16 protein-coding genes and 2 other RNA genes are annotated in these 20070 nt (G+C 30.8%); 10 read left to right on the top strand and 8 right to left on the bottom strand.

Annotated features, from left to right (window positions below; genetic code table 11):
• Positions 1-59: 59 nt before the first annotated feature.
• Positions 60-680 carry an NAD(P)-dependent oxidoreductase gene (locus J5Y03_RS03085; RefSeq protein ID WP_209402431.1) on the bottom strand — a complete coding sequence of 207 codons (621 nt, stop codon included), beginning with the start codon at positions 678-680 and terminating at the stop codon, positions 60-62.
• Between the two features lie 99 nt (positions 681-779).
• Between J5Y03_RS03085 and J5Y03_RS03080 the strand changes: the two genes are divergently transcribed.
• Together J5Y03_RS03080 and J5Y03_RS03075 are read left to right on the top strand one after the other, a co-directional pair.
• Positions 780-2297: a carboxypeptidase M32 gene (locus J5Y03_RS03080; RefSeq protein WP_407648400.1), complete on the top strand. Its 1518-nt coding sequence runs from the start codon at positions 780-782 to the stop codon at positions 2295-2297.
• Between the two features lie 466 nt (positions 2298-2763).
• On the top strand, positions 2764-4290 hold the full coding sequence (locus J5Y03_RS03075) for a carboxypeptidase M32 (protein WP_209402427.1): 1527 nt from the start codon (positions 2764-2766) through the stop codon (positions 4288-4290).
• Positions 4291-4365: 75 nt separating this feature from the next.
• On the opposite strand, the gene J5Y03_RS03070 is transcribed toward J5Y03_RS03075, so the two are convergent.
• The 3 genes from J5Y03_RS03070 to J5Y03_RS03060 are packed head-to-tail and all read right to left on the bottom strand — an operon-like array spanning position 4366 to position 6664.
• On the bottom strand, positions 4366-6024 hold the full coding sequence (locus J5Y03_RS03070) for a b(o/a)3-type cytochrome-c oxidase subunit 1 (protein ID WP_209402425.1): 1659 nt from the start codon (positions 6022-6024) through the stop codon (positions 4366-4368).
• Positions 6014-6493: a cytochrome c oxidase subunit II gene (locus J5Y03_RS03065; protein WP_209402424.1), complete on the bottom strand. Its 480-nt coding sequence runs from the start codon at positions 6491-6493 to the stop codon at positions 6014-6016. The genes J5Y03_RS03070 and J5Y03_RS03065 overlap by 11 nt, the downstream gene beginning before the upstream one ends.
• Positions 6494-6514: 21 nt before the next feature.
• Positions 6515-6664 carry a cytochrome c oxidase subunit 2A gene (locus J5Y03_RS03060; protein WP_209402422.1) on the bottom strand — a complete coding sequence of 50 codons (150 nt, stop codon included), beginning with the start codon at positions 6662-6664 and terminating at the stop codon, positions 6515-6517.
• Positions 6665-7991: 1327 nt separating this feature from the next.
• On the opposite strand from J5Y03_RS03060, the gene J5Y03_RS03055 reads away from it, so the two are divergent.
• From J5Y03_RS03055 to ssrS (J5Y03_RS03040), 4 genes are all read left to right on the top strand, one after another.
• Positions 7992-11597 carry a dynamin family protein gene (locus J5Y03_RS03055; protein ID WP_209402420.1) on the top strand — a complete coding sequence of 1202 codons (3606 nt, stop codon included), beginning with the start codon at positions 7992-7994 and terminating at the stop codon, positions 11595-11597.
• Between the two features lie 16 nt (positions 11598-11613).
• The gene (locus J5Y03_RS03050; protein WP_209402418.1) at positions 11614-12444 is read left to right on the top strand and encodes a sulfurtransferase; all 831 of its coding nucleotides are present in this window, start codon (positions 11614-11616) and stop codon (positions 12442-12444) included.
• 53 nt (positions 12445-12497) lie between these two features.
• Positions 12498-12678, top strand: a non-coding RNA gene (ssrS, locus tag J5Y03_RS03045) — 6S RNA.
• A gap of 24 nt (positions 12679-12702) precedes the next feature.
• A non-coding RNA gene (gene ssrS / locus J5Y03_RS03040) (6S RNA) lies at positions 12703-12883 on the top strand.
• An 8-nt stretch (positions 12884-12891) separates the two neighbouring features.
• Here ssrS (J5Y03_RS03040) and J5Y03_RS03035 read toward each other — a convergent pair.
• Complete coding sequence (locus J5Y03_RS03035; protein WP_209402416.1) at positions 12892-13818, bottom strand: DMT family transporter; 927 nt, start codon at positions 13816-13818, stop codon at positions 12892-12894.
• Between the two features lie 17 nt (positions 13819-13835).
• Positions 13836-14216, bottom strand: coding sequence for a reverse transcriptase-like protein (locus tag J5Y03_RS03030; RefSeq protein ID WP_209402414.1), 381 nt, complete (start codon positions 14214-14216; stop codon positions 13836-13838).
• A 620-nt stretch (positions 14217-14836) separates the two neighbouring features.
• On the opposite strand from J5Y03_RS03030, the gene J5Y03_RS03025 reads away from it, so the two are divergent.
• Both J5Y03_RS03025 and J5Y03_RS03020 read left to right on the top strand, forming a co-directional pair.
• The gene (locus J5Y03_RS03025; protein ID WP_209402412.1) at positions 14837-15493 is read left to right on the top strand and encodes a reverse transcriptase-like protein; all 657 of its coding nucleotides are present in this window, start codon (positions 14837-14839) and stop codon (positions 15491-15493) included.
• 70 nt (positions 15494-15563) lie between these two features.
• Positions 15564-15758, top strand: a complete 195-nt coding sequence (locus J5Y03_RS03020) for a zinc-finger domain-containing protein (RefSeq protein WP_209402410.1) — start codon at positions 15564-15566, stop codon at positions 15756-15758.
• 292 nt (positions 15759-16050) lie between these two features.
• Here J5Y03_RS03020 and J5Y03_RS03015 read toward each other — a convergent pair whose 3' ends face one another.
• Positions 16051-16296, bottom strand: a complete 246-nt coding sequence (locus J5Y03_RS03015) for a DUF2564 family protein (RefSeq protein WP_209402408.1) — start codon at positions 16294-16296, stop codon at positions 16051-16053.
• 109 nt (positions 16297-16405) lie between these two features.
• Positions 16406-16603, bottom strand: coding sequence for a cold-shock protein CspD (cspD, locus tag J5Y03_RS03010; protein WP_209402406.1), 198 nt, complete (start codon positions 16601-16603; stop codon positions 16406-16408).
• A gap of 305 nt (positions 16604-16908) precedes the next feature.
• On the opposite strand from cspD, the gene J5Y03_RS03005 reads away from it, so the two are divergent.
• Both J5Y03_RS03005 and J5Y03_RS03000 read left to right on the top strand, forming a co-directional pair.
• Positions 16909-19077 (top strand): type IA DNA topoisomerase, encoded by a 2169-nt coding sequence (locus tag J5Y03_RS03005; RefSeq protein ID WP_209402404.1) that lies wholly within the window; start codon positions 16909-16911, stop codon positions 19075-19077.
• Between the two features lie 238 nt (positions 19078-19315).
• On the top strand, positions 19316-20023 hold the full coding sequence (locus J5Y03_RS03000; RefSeq protein WP_209402402.1) for a GntR family transcriptional regulator: 708 nt from the start codon (positions 19316-19318) through the stop codon (positions 20021-20023).
• Positions 20024-20070 lie beyond the last annotated feature (47 nt).

Here is a 20070-nt window from a genome sequence, read left to right as displayed (position 1 = left end):
TAACTTTTCGATTACTAAGCACAAGCCTAAGTAATCGAAAAGTTACAGGCATTTTCTATTTAATAAGAAATCCCTACACGTTTACCAATGTGTTTACAATTGAAAAATTCGTTTACAGTAAAATGAGCGGTATCCCCAGTTGAAATGGATTGACCGTTTAATGGAAGAAAATCTTCTTCAATTCGATACTGTTTAGTGATTTCACCTTCTGGTAGATAAGTAGGACATATAATTGTCCAGTTTAAGTTACTTTTTTGGAAAAGGTAATATGCTTTCTCATGGTCCTGAGCAGCAGTTTGAGATTTTCGTTTTGATTCTGCACTTTTATACCTTAAAATTGCAGGGTCTACTCTAGAATTAAGGATACCAGCAGTACCAATTGTAACGATCCGTTTAATATTGTTTGAAACCAATAATGGGATAATTCGCTCTGCGGTTTTACTTAATGTATCATTTCCATCAGTATTTAATGAACTTATGACACCATCTATGCCAGATAAAGCGTTAGTACGTGTTTTTTCATTTAATACGTCTCCAGTTATTATTTTTAAGTTAGAACGTTGAAATGGTAATTTGTTAGGTTCTCTAACAAGCACTGTTATACAATGATCTGTTTTTAATAACAGATCAAGAATGATCGAACCAACTCTACCGGTTGCTCCTAATAATAATATATTCATAAATTGTACCTCCTTTTATTCAGTAAAAATAAAACAATCTATTTGGTTTCATATTTTTTATGTTACAATTAATTGAATATTAGAAAAGATTGGAGACGTATATATATGGAAATCCAAAAAATTGAACAACAATTTTTAGAACTTAACAAGAAAATGATGAATTATAATGAAGCAATTAGTGTTATGTATTGGGATTTACGTACTGGTGCTCCCAAAAATGGTGCAGAACAACGTTCAAATGTTATTAGTCAATTATCGGCAGAAGTTTTTGCAATGTCAACATCTAGTGAGATGAATGATTATTTAACAAAACTAGAAAACGTTATCGGTACTGGAGTGTTATCGGACGTTACAGAAAAATCAGTAAAAGAGTGTCGTAAAGACTATAACTTAAATGTAAAAATCCCACCAGAAGAGTATAGAGAGTTTGTTAAATTAACTGCACTTAGTGAATCAGCTTGGGAAGAGGCAAAAGCGGAAGCTAATTTTGAGAAGTTCCAACCATTTATAGAAAAAATTGTTGAAGCGAAAAAGAAATTTATTGAATACTGGGGATATAATGATAAAAAATATGATACTTTACTAGACTTATATGAGCCAGGAATGACTACTAAAAAATTAGATGAAGTATTTAAAAAAGTTAGAGAAGAATTAGTCCCACTTGTAGCAGCTATTGCAAAGACAGGCAAATCATTACAAGGTGACTTCTTATTTAAGCCATTAGAAATTCAAAGACAAAAAAGAATATGTGAAGATATTTTAACTCAATTAGGTTATAATTTCGATTCAGGTAGATTAGACGAATCAGTGCACCCTTTCCAAATTACGTTGAATCCAGGGGATGTTCGTGTAACAACAAAATACATTGAAGACAATTTTATGAGTGCGTTATTTGGTACGATTCATGAATGTGGTCACGCTCTATATGAGCAAAATATTTCTACAAAATTAATTGGCACACCATTATGTGGTGGTTCTTCAATGGGAATACACGAATCACAATCACTTTTCTTTGAAAACATCGTTGGAAGAAGTAAAGAATTCTGGACTAATCAATTTGCAGTATTAAAAGATAATGCAGGAGATTATTTAGAAAATGTAACATTTGAAGAGTTTTACGAATCTGTAAATCATAGTGAACCATCGCTTATTCGAATTGAAGCGGATGAACTTACATACCCATTACATATAATGGTAAGATACGAAATTGAAAAAGAGTTGTTTGATGGATCTTTAGAAGTGAAGGATTTACCTAGAGTATGGAATCAAAAAATGGAAGAGTATTTAGGTATTACTCCTTCAAATGATGCAGAAGGTGTATTACAAGATGTTCATTGGTCTGGAGGAGATTTTGGATATTTCCCTTCATATGCATTAGGTGCAATGTATTCTGCTCAGTTTAAAAATACGTTAGTTAAAGAAATGCCTTCGTATGAAGAACTTTTAGAGCAGGGACAAATTGAGCCAATTGTTAATTGGTTAACAAAGAATATTCATCAACATGGTAGACTTAAAACTCCTAGTGAAATATTAGTTGATGTAACAGGTGAAGAATTAAATGTAACTCATTTTATCAACTATTTAACAGACAAATATACAAGTTTATACAAACTATAAAATCGAAAAGACTAGTTTCAGAAATGGAACTAGTTTTTTATTTACCCAAATATTGTTTTATAAAATTAGGTTGTTTTCGTAATTTAAAGATTGTTGCTTTTAGGTTATGTAATTTAAAAGATAGAAGATGATTGGAACGGAAGGGTGAAGGGCTTCTGTGGGAGATGCGGGAAGGCTGAGACCCCACAGGAGCGTATGCGACGAGGAGGCTCAGCTCACGTCCCTAGGAAAGCGAGCATCCTGGAGTGGAAATTAACTTACACATACTGAAATAGTAACAATGTTAAAGATCCTAAAATTAATAACTAGTAAAAAAGTTTATCTACAATAAAACATATTGATTTTTAAGTCATTTTTAATGGCTCATGTCGATTATTATTTTTGATCTCATATAAAGAAATGTAAGGGAGTTATGTTAAACTATTATTGAAAGAATATTTCGAATTTAAAATCGGAGGGGAATTAAATGAGCTTTAAAGAAGTAGAGCAATCATTTTTGGATTATGTTAGAAAAATTGTAAATTACAATGAAGCAAATTCAGTAATGTATTGGGATTTACGAACAGGTGCACCAAAAAACAGCGTAGCTCAACGTTCTATTGTCATCAGTGAAATCTCATCAGAAATTTTTAAAATGACAACTTCTGATGTAATGGCTCATTACCTAACAACCTTAGAAGAAGCAATTGGAAATAACATTATATCATTCGAAACAGAGCAAACTGTTAAAGAAATGAGAAGACAATATGACCGAAATACGAAAATTCCTGCAGAAGAATATCGTGAATATATTAAGTTACAAACAATGGCGGAAAGTGTATGGTCAGAAGCGAAGAATGAAAATGATTTTAAGAAATATCAACCTTACTTAGAGCAAATTATTGAATATAAAAAACGTTTTGTTGAGTATTTAGGTTATAAAGAATGTAAGTATGATACATATTTAGATCAGTATGAACCTGGAATGACCGTAAAGGAATTAGACCAAGTATTTCAAACAGTGAGAGAGCGAATTGTACCACTTGTACAAGCAATTGCAAATACTGGTAAAAATTTTGAAAAAGAAGAAATGACCCAATTTGTTTCAAAACAAAAACAACGTGAAATATGTGAGAGCTTACTAGAAACTTTACAATATAATTTCTCAGCAGGAAGACTAGACGAAACAGCTCATCCATTTGCTACTTCGTTAAACTTAGGTGATGTTCGAGTTACAACGAAATTTCATGAAAATAATTTTGATAAAGCAATATTTAGTACAATCCACGAATGTGGCCATGCTTTATACGAACAAAATATTTCAACGGGGTTAGCTGGACTCCCTATCTGCTGTGGAGCATCACTTGGAATTCATGAGTCTCAATCATTATTTTTTGAAAAAATGATAGGTAAAAGCTACGCATTTTGGAGTAAAAATTATAATCGCTTACAAGAGCAATTGGAAGGTAAGTTAGACGATGTTTCTTTAGATGATTTTTATAAAGCGATTAATCATAGCAAACCTTCATTTATTCGTATTGAAGCGGACGAATTAACTTATCCGTTACATGTCATGCTAAGATATGAAATTGAAAAGGAACTATTAGAAGGTACAATAGAAGTGAAAGATTTACCAGAAATTTGGAATGAGAAGATGAGTGAATATATAGGTATACGTCCAAGTAATGATCAAGAAGGGGTTTTACAAGATGTACACTGGTCGATGGGATACTTTGGTTATTTTCCAACATATGCATTAGGAGCTATGTATGCAGCACAAATTAAAAATTCAATGGTAAAAGACATTCCTAATTTTGACGAACTTGTAGCAAAAAATGAATTTGAAGAAATATTACAATGGTTAAAAGCGAATATCCATCAACATGGTCAAACAAAAACACCAAAGGTATTATTAAGAGATGTAACAGGTGAGGAATTAAATGTTCAGTATTACATTGACTATTTAGAAAATAAATTTTCAGCATTATATGATTTAGCAGAAGTAGAGCAATAATCAACGGTAATAAAAAAAGTCAGCGATGATTTTATATCATCTGCTGACTTTTTAGTTGTAACGATCAGTAAAAGGCTATTTTATCAAATTTGAAAAACCTTTTGATCCAATCGGTGCATTTTGTATCATATCATACAATGGAACTGAATAAGCAAAGACAATTAATAATACAGTAATTGCAATCCAAAGCTTCCAGTTTTCAAAATAAAGTGGTGTTTTTTCAACTTCATTAGAACTTTCTCCAACAGGGAATTCTGTTTCTCCTTTAGGAGCAAGGAAAAGTAAATTAATAATAATTATTATTTCTAATATAATTCCGATGAAAAGAATTGATCCACCAACTGCTTGAGCAATTTGGTAAGAAATCCAATCATGACTTACCGGTGAATTAAAATATGTAGAGAATGCTGATCTTCTTGGTGCACCTTGTAGACCTTCTAAATGCATTGAAGAAGACATAAAGAACATTCCAATTGACCAAGTAATTGTTTGGATAATGGCTAAAGAATTTAATTCCCTTGTAAACTTACGACCAGTGATATGAGGAATTAACCAGTACGCAATCCCGAAAAATGTTAATACTACTGATGTAGCTAATGTTAAGTGGAAATGCCCTGTGACCCAAATTGTGTTATGAACTACTTGGTTTAATTGGTTACTTGCGTTTATAATTCCACCAGCACCTGCAGGAATAAAGAATAACATACCGATCATAGGAGCTAAGAAACGAGCATCGTTCCAAGGTAAAACTCTAAACCAACCGAATAGACCAGTAGCTCCTTTTTTTCTACCATAACGTTCAAAGGTAGCAAACATTGAAAAGGCTGTCATTAATGATGGAATAATAACCATAAAAGTAAGAACAACTTGTACATACTTCCATGATGAATCGACTCCTGGTTCCAATAGCTGGTGATGCAAACCTACAGGAATAGAGAAGAATAAGAATAAAATAAATGACATACGAGCTAATGAATCACTAAAAATTGGTGTGTCTAAAATTTTTGGAATAATAACATACCAAGCCATGTATGCTGGCAATAACCAAAAATAAACAAGTGGGTGACCGAAATACCAAAATAACGTTCTACTTAGTAATACATCAATGCGATCTACAAAGCCTAAGCTCCATGGGATGTACTGAAATAATGCAGTAGCAGCAACACCTAATGTTGAAATTAACCATAATACCATTGTAATAATAGCCATGAAACTTAAAAGTGGACCAACTTGTTTTGGATTTGATTTTTTCCATTTTGCATAATGAGCAAACATAGCAAATCCACTAATCCAACTACCTACAACAACTAATGTTAAACCGATATAAAACCCTGGATGAGCTTTAAGTGGAGCGTAAAATGTATATAGGACAGATGCTTTTCCTAATAAAATAAATGTTGCAGTTAATGCAGTACCAATTGTCATAACCCAAAAGCCAATCCAACCAGTTTTACGAACACCGTTACTAAGTGTTCCTGATGTTCTACTCATGGATGCAAAAAGAAATCCGATGATAAAAAATGTAGTTAATACAAGTCCTAATAAAACACCATGAACAGTTAATACTTGATAGTAATTAATTCCAGCAGGTAATGTTACTTTTCCTGAACGAACTAAAGTTTGAAGAAGCCCTGCTAAACCACCTAATAACAATGCAGAAAAAGCTACGTAAAAATGAGCTAATGCAAGCTTTCCATCTTTTTTATCAATTTTAATAATCGAATTATTGTTCATTGCCAACAACCTCCAACTTGGTAGCCATTAATTGGTGACCAGTTCCGCAATATTCATTACAAAGGAGTAAATATTCACCTGGTTTTTTAAAAGTAGTTGAATAAGTGCTTATATATCCAGGCTCAATCATAAAGTTTACGTCTGTTTTTGCAATTTCAAAGCCATGTACTACGTCCTTTGTAGCTGCAACAAAGTCAACTTTTGCTCCTAGAGGTATTTTTATATCCCCTGGATCAAATGAAAAAGCAGATGCGACAACAGTCACTTGATAATGATTTTTTCCAATTTGTTTTACTCCTGGATGATTAAAAGGTGGAGTAGAACTAACACGATCTGGATTAATTGTTGCTATACAGCTAGGTGGCTTATTTCCCATATAAAATGCGTTAACGCCTACAATTGCTAAAAATAAAATTAGAGTTCCAATACCAATAAAAAGCCAAATTTTCTCCATTTTATGCATGTGCATACCCATTCCCCCTATATGCTGTTACCTACGGTCTAAAAAAATTGCAAATACACTAAACCAAGTAAAGAGAATGAAACCTAATAAAAGTAAAACGGAAACCATTGTTCCTTTTAACGAAGTAGAAGATTCTTTTACTACTTTAACTTTGCCATTCTCTAAGCGAGTTTTCATAATGCCTCCCCCTTTAAAACTGTGAAAGTAATTGGAATTAACTTACAATTTCATCATACAAAATCTATAAAAATTATCTATATTTTATAAATTTGTTCACAAATGTGTCGTTTTTACAATTAACACTATATGTATAGGTAAAACCTTATAACTCAAAGAAAAATAAGGAGGAGTGGTGAAGAAAATGTGACGAAATTGTGAAGTCATTAAATTAGATTAAACACGAACTGTAAAGAACTGGTTAATGAACCAACAATTGAGAAGGAAGAATCAAATAAAATGATTTAAACTATAAAAGCACAACACGAAACACTCCTTTAAAACTAATAAAGCAATTCGACATCTTCATTGAAAAATGAAAATGTTGAATTGCTTTTTTTACTCTTTTCAAAAGAATAACCTGAAAATAACCTATATTGCACATTTTCATAGTGGTCCCTGTTAAACAAAATATTGATATGAGCTTCCATTTCGCGGACTCAGGTTCCGCTATCTTTATCAAAAAAGAGGAATTTCTGGTTATGGGACACACGTTCCCTTAATTAGCTAAAAACTTGTCATCTTGATTGATTTTAACTAAATAACATACTCTGTGTCCTAAAACATCTCTAAAATAGTTATATTTATGAAAATAAGGTATTCTGTGTCCACAAAAAAGCAGAAAACGAATAAAATTGTATTATGTTGTTGTAACATAACCTCAATTAAATTAGACAAAACGCATGGATTTACTATATCCATGCGTTTAGGTGTGTTTCTTCAGCTCTACCCTGAAAGAACCTTTATTACATATTTTCATGGGCCATGGTGAAAATTATATTTGCATGGAGTTCTCTTTTCTAAAAGATTGTTGCTTTTAAGATTACTAAATTTAAAGACAGAAGTTGATTACAGCGGAAAGTGCGAGACTCCTGTGGGAAAAGCGGGAAGGCTGAGACCCCGCAGGAGCGATAGCGACGAGGAGGCTCAGCTCACGCCCCACGGAAAGGGAGCATCCTGGAGTTGTAATCAACTAACGCAGTCTAAAATAATAGCAATGTATTCGGAAAGAACCTATATGTAAGACTAATATTGAAAATTTTATTGACATTTAGAAAATAATTGATAAAATTTAAATAGAAATGAAAATCATTATCAATGATTAAGGAGATGTTCGGAATGGTTATTGGATTCCTTGCAGTTACATTAGGGTTATATTTTGGAGTTACTAAATACGTATTAAAAAATATATAATACTAGGAGCCATCCTAGTATTTTTTTTATGCTTTTAAGCGGTATCATTTTTTAGTAAAATAATGTAGAGAATGATTTAAAGGGGTATAACATTGTGCAAAAAGTAACTACAAATGATTTTCAACTTCAAGAAAGAATTAAACTAAGTATTCAATTATTAAAAGAACAAGGTAATCATAAAGAACTTTTTCAATTGAAGAAACTGCTTACTAAAGTGACAAACACTGATAAATATTTTGTGTTTTGTGGACATTTTTCTGCGGGCAAATCATCTTTATTAAATGTATTACTTGGAGTGGACGAATTGCCAACAAGTCCAATTCCGACGAGTGCAAACGTTGTCAAACTAAAAAATGGAAATCAAAACTTAGTTTTGACAAATAAAAACGGTGAGTTATTTAGTGTTGAAGGTATTCTTAATCAAACAGAATTAAAAGAAGTCATGAAGAATGGCCATGAAATTATTGAGGTAGAGTGGACAAAACCTGAATTTCAGTTAGATCCAAATGTTGTTATAGTTGATACTCCTGGTATTGATTCGATTGATGTCGAACATCTGGAAGCAACAGAATCTGTCATCAATCTTTCAGATCATATATTTTATTTAATGGACTATCAGCATGTCCATTCACGTACAAATATTGATTATATTAAAAAATTAATCGAGTCGAATAAGGAAGTTTCATTAATCATTACATGTATTGATAAGCATGTAGAAGAAGAATTATCTTTTTCAGATTTTAAAGAAGGCGTCATAAAGAATTTTCATAATCAAGGTGTGTTTATCGATCAAATATTTTATATATCTACAAAAAATGTTCAGTTTCCGAACAATGATTTGGACCAACTAATCGATTTTGTAAAACAATTACCGATTGAAATTCAATCTTCTTATTTTGAAAGAAATAAGGAGAACTTAATTCAAATCATTAAACAGCAAATGAATGACATTGAAAGTGAAATTTCAACAATTGATCAAGAAGTTGAATCAAGTAATGATATTACATTAATTGAACAAATTAGTGAGGAACTAAAAAGTATTGAGGATGAATTCACTAATTGGCGAAAAGAATTTACTCAATCGACGAATCTCGTTATTACGAATGCAAATTTAACACCATATGAAATGAGGGAACGCGTTAAAAATTACTTAGATAGTTTGAAAGCGCTTCGTCAAAAGAGCTTTTTTCAATCAAGAAAGAAACTTGAATCGATTGTTGAAGAATCTAAACTGGAGCTATCTAGCCTTCTTTCAGATTCAACAAAAAAACTTGTGGAATATTATATAAAAGAACAACTAGTAAAAAATCTTGAAAAAATGGTCTTATATGATGAATCATTAAAAGATCATATTAAATTAATTGAATTAAACTTTTCATTAGATGAATTAATCTCGGAAAATATAGAAATTACAAATACTGATGGACAGTTTCTTTTACAAATTTCAAAAGATATAGGAGAGTCAATTCAAAAATTATATAAAAAAGCAGTACTTGACTTTCTTAATAGTGTTGAACCTTCTATTACCGAAAAATATCAATCATCTAAAGATCAATTAACATCGAATTTACAAAATGCATCTAAAAATCAAGACCAATATTGGGAATTAATGAGGTCAAAGAAGGATTTACAAGAAAAATTAGATGGCCTGGAAAAAATATTTGATACCGATTTACAAATAGAACTACCGACTGAAACTGAAGATATTCAAGTAGTTCGTTCAAGTGAAATAGCTAAATTCACTACTAAAGAAAATAGTTTAGTAGACCAAACAATTGTGATAGAAGAGGAAACTACTGAACCTACTAAAGTAGAAGAAAAAATAGAAAACATTGATGAAAAGTATAAACAGTATGATCATTTATTAATCAATTTAGAAAATGTATCACTCGTAAAAAGAAGAATCGAGCAATTAACGAAGAAAAGAAATCAAATAAAAAATAGTGAATATACACTTGCATTGTTTGGTGCTTTTAGTTCAGGAAAATCTTCATTCATAAATACATTATTAGGTGAAAGAATTTTAGCAGTTTCACCGCATCCAACAACAGCAGCGATATGTCATATTAAAAAATCATCTGAAAGTAAGATGAACAGAACTGCTGATATAAAATTTAAATCAGATAAGATTTTTGAAGAAGAATTTACTGAGCTATTTAATAAATGGGGTTTTAAACTTGAAAAACAAGATTGGTTTATGAATGTAAGAAATATTTTAACGAATCATAAACAAAGTATCCCTATCGATTCAGTTACGTATGTAGAAAATGTTGTTAATTTCTATGAAGAAATGAAGAGTATATTAGGAACTGAACAAACATATAAACTTGACGATTATAACGATATGATTAGTGATGAAGGAAAGGCTTGTTTTGTTCTAGAAAGTACAGTTTATTTTGATTGTGAATTAACACTCCAAGGTATTGTTCTTGTAGATACACCAGGGGGCAATAGTATTCATTCTAGACATACAGAGGTTGCTTTTAGTTATTTAAAAAATGCAGATCTTATTATCTATGTATCTCATTATCAACATGCATTTACAAGACAAGATGAGTCATTTTTAATTCAAATTGGTCAAATGAGAGAAAGCTTTGATTCAGATAAAGTAGTCTTTTTATTAAATGCATCAGATTTAGCAGAGGACCTTTCTGAACTAAGTACTGTTAAACAGTATTTTGAACAACAATTAGTAAGACTTGGTGTAAGGTTCCCTAGAATTTTCACGATTTCAAGCTTACTTCAATATAAAGGATACGATTTAAGTAATGTTGTCCAAGAACACTTAATAAACCAATATACAGAATTAACTAAGTTCGTTCAAAACTATTTAGTTAATGATATGGCTTATCAAGCTTTTACTAGTTTCAGACAGGACATTTTACAATTAAAAAACTATATAAAATCTATTTTAGAAAATCATCATGGAAATCAATTAAAGAAAGAACAATATATTCTTGAAATAAAGAATGCAAAAATGGCTCTTACAGGTTATTTTGAAGAGCAAAAGTCAATGAAAATGCCATTGAATGTAACAGAAGAAATTCAACAATTAACTTATTACATTCATAAAAGAATCGAATTAAGGATGAGAGATTTATTTACAACCTTCTACAACCCTAGTGTTCTAAATAGTTCTACTAAAAATGTAAAGGAAGTATTACAAAACATTCTACGAGATTTCTTATTCTTTATATTTGATGAGCTGATTCAAGAGCTTCATGTAACGTCATATCGAATCGAAAAATTTGTTCATAAAATATTAAACGATATAAACGGAAAAATAATAACTACTATTCAATCCTATTTTAAAGATCTTTCAATAGAGGCATATGATTTAAAAGATTATTTAAGTCCTACAATTAAAAAGCCTCATGAATTTATTCAGTTGGAGAGGTTTCATAAATTAGATAAATTTTATAAAAATCCTAAATCATTTTTTGAAAATGGCATGAAGGAAAAAATGCTAGAAGAATTGATTAGTTTATTCCATCAACCATTAGAAGAATTTTTACAAAAAATGAATGGTGATTTTCAAGCGTTTTATCGTAGTGAGTACTTGAAAAAACAAGATAATATTGTGGAATTTTATATAAATGAAACAAATTATTCACTTTCTGAGCTACTTGAAGAATTAAATAGTGTTAATAATGTAAACGAATTAGAAAAAATAGTTTCGTTATTTAATGAAATTAACTAGTAATGGAGGAGAAGTCTTGAAGTATTTTATTTCTGCAAGTACTGCCTACACGTTAAGTAAGAATAAACATGTAAAGTTTTTAGATTGCCGTTTTGATTTAAATAATCCGAAATTTGGTAGAGAAGAATATCATAAAAGTCATATACCATTTGCTCAATATATTGATTTAAATGAGAATCTATCTGGAGCAATTGAACAGCATGGTGGAAGACATCCATTACCGGATTTAAATACGTTTTGTGACTATTTAGGTAGTATAGGTGTTTCAAATGATTCCATTATTATTTGCTATGATAGTGGTACTCATGAAAATGCTGCTAGATGTTTAATGTTATTAAAATTAATTGGCCATGAAACTATGTTTATTCTTAATGGTGGGATTGATTCTTGGGTTAAAAATCATTTACCTACAACTTCAGAAATAATACAGATGGACCCTATAAATTATCGTCTTAGACAAACAGAATCATACATTGTTGATCATCAAGTTGTACGTAAGGGCTTTGAGGACGATAACACGGAACTAATCGACTCTAGAGAAGATATACGATATCGAGGGGAATATGAACCAATTGATGCGATCGCAGGACATATCCCAACTGCAGTTAATTATTTTTGGAAAAATACGCTTAATGATGAAGGATTATTTAAAAATAAGATTGAACTTCAAGAACACTTTTCTCCTATTTCAAATGATAAAGAAATCATTGTTTATTGTGGTTCAGGAGTAACCGGGTGTGTAAATGTATTAGCACTAGAAGAAGCAGGGTATCAAAAAGTAAAATTGTACGCTGGGAGTTACAGTGATTGGATTTCTTATAGTGAAAATGCAATTGAAAAAAAGTAATAAAAATCCTTGCAAACAAATAAATAATCATTTAATATAAGAGAACAGAAATAAAAGACCTGCGGTGTGCGTTGTTAATTTATGTCTTAAACCAATGAGCATTATTAGGAAGACCGATATTTAAGTAACAACATTGTGCCTTTTTAGGAAGATGAACGTTACTTGTGAGGACATCCACCTTGGAGTTCCGGTTTACTATAGACATAAAAGGGATAACGGCATTGCGGGGAATGATTAATAAAAATAAATTAATAATAGAATAGCCTGTTGTGTGCGTAGTCAATTTATGTCTTAAACCAATGAGCATATTTAGGAAGACCGATATTTAAGTAACAACATCATGCCTTTTCGGAAGATGAAAGTTACTTGTGAGGACATCCACCTTGGAGTTCCGGTTTACTAAAGACATAAAAGGGATAACGGCATTTACGGGAAAAAAATAACCATTCACATTATGTGAGTGGTTATTTCTTTTTTTCTATCTTTTTTAGTTAAATTAATTTCAGAAAGAAGTATAGAAATGAAAAGTAAGAAGCAACTAATTAGGATATACTTAGTTAGATGTCTTCCATCAAAATAATGATCAGTCAATGTAGAAAAAATAGTCTGGGTCGATAAAATAATCGCAACCTTGGTAGGTGTGATATATTTTTGAGCATACATTTGGATAAAAAATGCAATGCCAGTAGAAAAAAATGCTGTAAATAAAACAGATGCCATAAAAAGTTTATTTGACCATAAGTTATGGTTAAAGACTACCTGCCAATTTTCAAAAATAAGTGCAAAAGTCCATGAAAAAAGACAAACAGATACAACTTGAACGGTGGTTAATGAAAGGATATCAAAGGTTGCAGTAAATTTCTTAGAGAATATAATATGAAATGAAAATGAAATTGCACAAATAATTGTAAGAATATTCGTAATATTAAATGTGAATTTATTTGTTAAGAGCTGTATTATTAAGCCAATGATAGCGATTAGTAAAGTAATAATAGAAAGTGTATTTTGCTTTTTATTCTCTTTAAAAAATAATAGTAATGGAACAAATAAAATACTTAATAAAGATATAATTCCTAAGTTTGACCTTGAAGTTGTAGCAAGACTAAATGTTTGAAATGATAATCCAATAAATAGAAAAAAGCCTAATATAATTCCAGGATAAATAAATCCAACTTTATTTTTAGATTTAGTTTGTTTATCACGATTTAAAAAAGATTGAACAATGATTAAGGCAATGGATGCGATTAAAAATCGAATCGTATTAAATGTAAATGGTTGTACAATCGTAATCGCTTGCCCGACAATAAAGAATGTGAAGCCCCAAATAAAGGCAATTATTAATAGAAAGATTGTTGAAAGTAATTTATATTTCATACGCACATCATTCCCTTTTACTTAATTGCTTTTCTTGCAAGTTCATCTGCTACCTTATTTAAATTTGATGGAATCCATTTTATAAAAAATAAATCAAATTGATCGATTAACAATAACGCCTTGTCTAAAAGAGGTTTGAAAACTGTATTTTTAGTAAATTTTTTTTCGATTGTTTCCTCTACAACCTTAGAATCGGTTCGAAATGAAACAATTGAATACTTTTTTTCAATACATAATGTTAATGCATGAATTAATGCATTAAACTCTGCCTCGTGATTAGACATTTCGGGTAGTGGTATACTAAAAAAATGAGGCTCTGAGGTACCTTTAATAAAAACTCCAGCACCTGATGGACCAGGATTTCCTTTTGAGGCTCCGTCTATGTAAACTTCAATCATATAAACCTCCAAACTGTTAATTATACTAATTGTAGTATAGATTATTTGAAAAGGAAACATTTACAAGGAAGAAAATGGAACTTTTCGTTATGTTCTTTTATAATATTGTCTCTAAGGAAAATGAATTTTAAGTTACATTATTAAAAGAAGGCTTTTTTATAGTTTTCTACGAACTCAATTAATGAGTCTTTAGGCCGTTTAAGGAAACTTTGTTAGTATTTAATAATGAGATTAGTTGATTTCCACTGCAGGATGCTCGCTTTCCGTGGGGTGGGCGGTGAGCCTCCTCGTCGCTATCGCTCCTGCGGGGTCTCACCTGTCCCACTGCTCCCACAGGAGTCTCGCACCTTCCGTTCCAATCAACTAATTTATCCCGCATTAACGGGCAGTAAGACCCCCACCTCGAGATTGATAGGAAAGCGAGGAAGATAAGTGGCGGATAACTGCCCATAAAAGCCCGATTGGTTCAACTAACCATCAGTGGGGATGAAGAAAACCCCCACTGATGGAAGTTTCACTTTATCACCAAATATCTATAACAAAATCTTTTTAAATTACTATCTTATATAGTAACAACATATTCTTTCTTAAAGTGAAATTAACAAAAAGGAGATAAGTATATGAAAGTAACCATCCATTGGACATATCAAACGAAAAAAAGATATACGACAATGTTACAAACTGAATATTTACCAGTAAAAGAGGCGTTATTATTAGCAGAAGATTTTGATAGTACTGGTAGAACAAAAGATCTTCTTTTTGTTGATGAGACAAATAGTACTTGGACTAAAAAACAAATAATAAAGTATTTAAAAGAATTAGAAGAAGAACCGCATGATCTTAAAATTTTCTTTGATGGTGGCTTTGATATCCAAACATTAGTAAGTGGGATTGGAGTCTGTATTTACTATAGTCAGAATGGAAAACAATATAGAAAAAGATATAACAATCGTCTGACAGATTTAAGTAATAATAACGAAGCAGAATATGCAGCATTAGAAAATGCAATTTCTATCTTAGATGAAATGGCAATCAAAGGACAAGAAGTGACTATTTATGGGGATTCACAAGTTGTTATTAAACAGTTAAATGGTGAATGGCCGTGTTATGAAGAACAATTTGAAAAGTATGCTGATCGCATATCATCTTCGTTAAATACATTAAAATTATCAGTACAATATGTTTTGCTTAATAGAAATGAAAACAAAGAGGCTGATATGTTAGCTACACAAGCATTAAAGGGCACCTTTATTGAAAGTACAAAAGAACTATCCTAAGTTCATCCTAAAATTATAACTACTAAGTATAGATTCAGTGGAATCTTGCAAAATAGGAGGACATCATTGAATGGAACGAAAACAAGTTTTTGCTGAAGTTGATGCAATTTTGAAACAATATTGCGAAGGATGTTTTATTTATAAGCATTTTCGAAAAGAACACAACCAAAGATTTGCACAGTCCTTCTGTATACATAAATGTACAGTTGGTGAAAAGTTAAGGGAATATGGCCAGAAGCTGTCAAACAGCTGTCATAAAAATTAAGCTCTTTTAAGTTTATGGTAGATAATTAATAAAAATGAGTTTTGAGATAAAATCAATGAGACTTTTGCGTAAAAACGAGGCAGCTGAGACACCGTAGTGAGGTACAAAAGAGAAGGTTCGGATGTTCTTACCTGGAAGCGGATGGATTTTAACGAATCGTAAGTGTCTTGTTTAATAGAGGGGAAAATTATAAATTTAAAGGATGCTTATCTAACATTTGTTAGATATCAGCATCCTTTTTATTGAAAATTGGCGAGTATTTATATTTAGTTCAATGTTAATACAACAAAATCTACTGTTTAGCTTCGAGTAATTGCTGTTCTACTTGTACTAAGTCAGCTTCTTGATTTCCTAAAAATTCTTCATCTAAATCTGTTGCAACTAGCTTCATTTTTTCTAACTGAGTTCTAGCTTGTTCAATTGCAGTTGATGCGTCAGTTAACTGTTGTTGATCCATGCTCATAGTAGCATAACCAACTAATTTTTGAGCTGCTTTTACTTTCATTTCAACTTGTTCAAATTCTGTAAACTGAGACATTGAATCCCTCCTTGTATAATACTAGTTGATAGTATATCCACAATTAGGTGTTCTATTTGAAAAATACAAAAAAAGAGACTGTAGGACAGTCTCTTTTGATTGCAATAAATTATAATTTTACAACGTTTGCAGCTTGAGGTCCACGGTTTCCTTCAACGATGTCAAAAGATACTTCTTGACCTTCTTCTAATGCTCTAAAACCATCAGTTTGAATAGCAGTAAAGTGTACGAATACATCTTCTCCACCTTCAACTTCGATAAATCCAAAACCTTTTTCATTGTTGAACCATTTTACTTTACCTTGCATATTTCTTTTTCCTCCTACAACGAACCACGTGTTGCGTGTTAAAAATTTTCATTTACAAATTTTAGCATTTATAAATGATGAAGTTATTATATAACTTTTTGAAAAATAAATCAAGTAAGCGCTTTTGTAACATGGAAAATAAATATCGCTAGAAAATGATATTGGTATTAATATATTACTTATTACTGGATTCTATTATAAAATAATAAAGGACCTATATAGTGAAGTGAAAATTAAGTATAGAATTATTAATCACAATGGTTGAAAATCATAAGTTTTAAGTGGTTTTTCAAGGAGGAAATTCATTGAATAAGGTAATTATTGCAGAAAAACCATCTGTTGCTAAAAATATTGCAGATGCTTTAAAAATTAAGGATCGTAAAGATGGCTATTTTGAAGGGAATGGCTATTTTATTACATGGGCATTCGGTCATTTATTGCAACTATATGATGCAAAAGACTACGATGAAAAAATGCTAAGGTGGAAAATGGAAAACTTTCCTTTTATCCCACCTCAATTTCAATATAAAGTAAAAAGTGACCCTCGTAATAGAGATAAAGAAGATTTAGGTGCTAAAAAGCAGTTGAAAATCATTTATAGCTTAATTAAGCGAAATGATGTTGATATGATCATATCCGCATGTGATTTTGATCGAGAAGGACAAATCATTGGAGATATGATCATTTATAATCTTAAGGCGGACAAAAAGGTATACCGTTTGTTATTAAATGAATGGACACCTGATGAAGTATTAAATGGATTACAAAACATTAAACCAAATACAGAACTAAAGCCGCTTCAAGATGCTGGAATTAGTAGACAATGGGCAGATTGGGTAATTGGAATTAATTTAACTTCTGTTGCAACATTAAAATATCAAAAAGGAAAAGGCAAAGCTTTAAACATTGGTAGGGTTCTTTTACCAACCTTAAAGATTATCTATGATCGAGATAAGGAAATTGAACAATTTGTACCTGATACTTACTATAAATTAACTGCAACTTTTCAAACAAAAGATAATAAAGAGTTCGAAGGCGGATATGTTGAGAAGGAAGAAGAAAAGTTTAAGAATAAAGAAATCTTGGATGAGATAGACAAAGCTCTTACTAACCAAACAGCTTTCATATTAGATAAACAAGTTGAGAAAAAAAGAGAATACCCACAATATTTATTTAACTTATCTAATTTACAAGGTTTTATAACAAGTAAATACAAAGGATGGACATCAGATAAAGTCTTAAAAGTTGCCCAATCTCTGTATGAGAAAAAATTTATTACCTATCCGAGAACATCGAGTGTTGTTTTAGAGGAAAGTCTTGTAGAGCGAGCTGCAAAGGTTCTTGGTATTTTAAAGAAAGGCTTACCTTATGAGGATGAAGTGAAGTTTATTAATTCAAAACGTGTTTTTGATACATCAAAAGTTGAAAGTCATAGTGCAATCATTCCGACCTATCTAATTCCAAAATCTTTAACGAAAGACGAAGAAATTGTTTACACATCCATTAAAAATCGATTTATTATGCAATTTATGCCTGTTGCAGAATATGAAGAAACTAAAATTACGACAAAAATAAATCATCTAGAAATAAAAGGGCATTTTATTTCAAAAGGGAAAGTGCAATTAGTTGAAGGATGGAAGAAAGTTGAAAAAATTGAATCAAAGGATACGATATTACCTCTTGTTAATATAAATGATACAGTAGCTGTTACAGATCATAAAATTTCTTCACATGTAACGAAACCACCTAAACATCATACAGAAAAAACTCTCCTCCGAATCATGGAAACATGTGGAAAAGGAAAAGATGATGAAGAAAGTGAAGAAATAATGGCTGCGATATTAAGTGGATATAGTATTGGAACTCCAGCTACAAGAGCGGAAACAATCAAAAAATTAAAAGATGTGGGCTATATTGAAACCCAAAATAAGAATTTAATTTGTTCAGATGTAGGGAAGAGGTTAGTTGAAACATTCCCTATTACAGAATTATTTGATTTAGAATTCACAGGACGATTAGAGAAAACTTTATCAGATATTGAAAAACAAAAATTTACAAAAGACTCTTTTCTAAATGTTATTTTTAATTTTACTTCAACAGCAGTAGAAAAAATTAAGCATGAAAAAGATGTTATTATTAATGAAGTGTCGAATGATAAAAAAACAATTGAGGTACTTGGTAAATGTCCTATTTGTGGGCATGGAATTATAGAAGGACAAAAAGGGTTTGGATGTAGTAATTGGAAAAATGGTTGTAAATTCGTCGTTTGGAAGAATGATAAATTTTTAGCTACAATGAAAAAAAAGCCTACAAAAACAATGGTAAAAGCTCTGTTGAAAGATGGGGTGGCCACAGTAAAAGGTTTAACGAGTAAAAAGGGAAATAAATTTGATGCAAATTTACGATATGAAAAAAATCCAGATAATGATTACTATAGCTGGAAGATGGAATTTGTTAATAATCAATCAACTTAATTGATATAAATTCATCTTTAAAGTAGTAAAAACGAATTATTTCTTTAATTTACAAAAAATATATTTTAAGCGATCGCTTCCTCTAATTGTATAGGGGAAGCATTATTTGTTTTTAGTGTATATAGGATTAAATTAAATTTTATAATTTTATGAAAATTCAGTTGACTGAATAAAAAATCAATTATACTATTAACTTGTACACATAAGTGTACAAATAGAGAAAGAAGGGGGTTATCTGTTGTTAGATAAAAGTGATTATATTCCTTTGTACGTTCAATTGTATCGAAAATTAAGAGAACAAATATTGAATGGGGAATATAAGCAAGGGGAATTTATCCCTTCGGAAACAGAAGTTATGAAAGCGTTTCAAACTACGAGGGGAACTGTTAGAAATGCAATTTCTTTATTAGTAAATGATGGATTAGTTCAACAAGTACGTGGTAAAGGGACATTAGTTTTATTAAGTCCATTAAAGTATAGTATTACGAATTTTGGTGGATTTACTGATTATTTAAATAGTAGAAAAGAAATTGGTTATTCAAAAGTTTTAGAGAAAAGTAACGTTTCAATTGATGGAGTAGAATACTATAAGCTGGTACGGGCAAGGGGTGTTAAAAAAGAAGATAAAATCATCTATTTAATGATCGATAAGTCATTACTTCCTGTCAGTGTATTCCCTGGTCTAGATCAATACGATTTTGAAAAGGAATCACTTTATCAAGTATTTAGAGAAAAATATAACATTTTTCCTAAACGTACAGAAATTTCATTAAGGCCAGAAATAATTAATCAACAGACGAGAGAAATATTAGAAATTGATGAAACTGAACAGGCATTACTAAAAGCAGAAGGTAGTATTTTTGACCAAAATAATATTGAAATTGAGAAAGTAAAAATTCTTTACGCACCGAGTCTTGATTTTAATATTATGACAGAGATCAATTAATTTCTTTTTTTAATCTTTAATATCTGAAAATTCAGTCTTTATAAACT

The sequence above is a fragment of the Gottfriedia endophytica genome (assembly GCF_017814275.1).
Lineage (GTDB): Bacteria > Bacillota > Bacilli > Bacillales > Bacillaceae_G > Gottfriedia > Gottfriedia endophytica.
This window is presented reverse-complemented; position numbering and strand designations above follow the sequence as displayed.